Here is a 1,714-nt window from a genome sequence, read left to right on the forward strand (position 1 = left end):
ATAAAAACGTACTTCAAAACCTTGCTCACAAGCTTTTCTACCCAGTGCTGAAGCTAAATGTGTTTTACCAGTTCCAGGCGCCCCTACTAGAATTACATTCTCTTTTCTTCGAATAAAATCGAGCTGCACTAGTTCTTCTTTCGATAGATGACTAGGTAAACAAATATCTTTGTGCCATTCGTAGCCCTCTAATGTTTTCGTATCGATAAATCGGGCATTCTTTAAGTTTCTTGCGATCCTTGCTTGTTCCCGACCATCTTGTTCTTTTAATAAAAGTTGGTAAATATATTCTTCAGGTGTTGTAAATGGAACATCATGTATTGCTTCAGCGATATGAGCTAACCGCAATTGCTTACACAATTGTAAAATGGCATTATTCATGACTTGAAGCCTCCATTCCTTTAGGAGATAGCGCATCATAATCAGTCCATTTTACACCGTAAGGATGTTCTTGATCATCGCTATTTTTTCCAATAAGTTCATAAAAATTCTGGTCAATTTCTTTCATATCATGAGTCACTAAAAGAGTGAGTAATTCATTTAGACGCTGTTTCCTTAATGCCAAGGATGGAACTGTTAAATACTCCTTTATACGAGTCGGTAAATAAGGGGTATAACGTGAATGCCCAATAACACGAGGCTTTTTTAACCAATCTTTTAAAATATCTTTCCATGGAATGAAACGTCGTTTCTTCATATAAGGTCTTGCATCTGATAATAAAATTTCTCCCTCATTTGTAATCACTTTGAATGAATCCCAATACGTAATGCAATATAACTGCACATAGTTACGCGCTCTAGGCACATGAATAAAATGCTTGTCTAACTTAAACTCATTATACTTATTAAACTTAATCGGAAACTGCTTAAATACTGGATACGGATCTTCTGGTAATTTTATTAATTGCTTTTGCTCTTGCTGCCATAAATCCTCAATGAGTTCTTCTTTTTCATAATGTGGTCGGTCACGATCTTCCTTCAGTTGTTGCTTTAATTGTTCCGTTAAATCTTCAAAGTCTTTTATGACTGGTGGTAAGCTAAAGAAGTTATATCGTACATAGCCTACTTTATTTTCCACATTTCCTTTTTCATTACCTCTGGATGGATTGCACACTTGCACTTTAAAGCCATAATAGTTTTGGAAATGGCGAAATGCTTCTGTTAATTCAGCTTCTGTATCACCTTTGCGTACTTTTTTGACCGCAGGTGTTAAATTGTCAATTCGAATACTAATTGGCACTCCACCAGCTTGCTTAAACAGCTCTTGTAACCCACCTAGGAAACACTCCAAATTTTCTCCAGGCATCGGTATCGCAAAACCAGTATTACTAGCTGGGAACGTCATAACTAAAACATGAACATCGACAATCTCTCCGTCTTGAACAGCCTCCATTACGCCAAAATCTAGTTGCGCTTCACCTTCTGGATGTTGTAATCGCTCATGCCCTTTACTTACTTCATCATCTTCTGTCGCACGCCATTCTTGAATAAAGTTACAGACCGTTCGATACGATCCTTTAAACCCCATCCTTTTTAAATCCGCAACTATTTTTTTATTTGTTCGACGTAGTTTTTTCTTTAGTTTGAGATCTTCTTCAAGCCAGTCTATAACGATTTCTCCCCATTTTTCTTCGTACATCATCCCTTTTTTAATATGCTTTTTTTCTTGAGGTAACTGATCGCCATCACCATACTTTTTGGCGGTACGCCAATT

2 protein-coding genes are annotated in these 1,714 nt (G+C 36.9%); both read right to left on the reverse strand.

The features are described 5' to 3' along the window. Positions 1 to 381: ATP-binding protein (locus tag EKG35_RS20525; RefSeq protein WP_185807853.1), on the reverse strand; the 381-nt coding region annotated here is incomplete at its 3' end. Further along, positions 374 to 1,714, reverse strand: a 1,341-nt coding sequence (istA, locus tag EKG35_RS20530) for an IS21 family transposase (RefSeq protein WP_126296405.1), incomplete at its 5' end; no start/stop codon positions are given. The genes istA and EKG35_RS20525, both read right to left, overlap by 8 nt.

This window comes from Lysinibacillus telephonicus, from assembly GCF_003966145.1.
Classification (GTDB): domain Bacteria; phylum Bacillota; class Bacilli; order Bacillales_A; family Planococcaceae; genus Ureibacillus; species Ureibacillus telephonicus.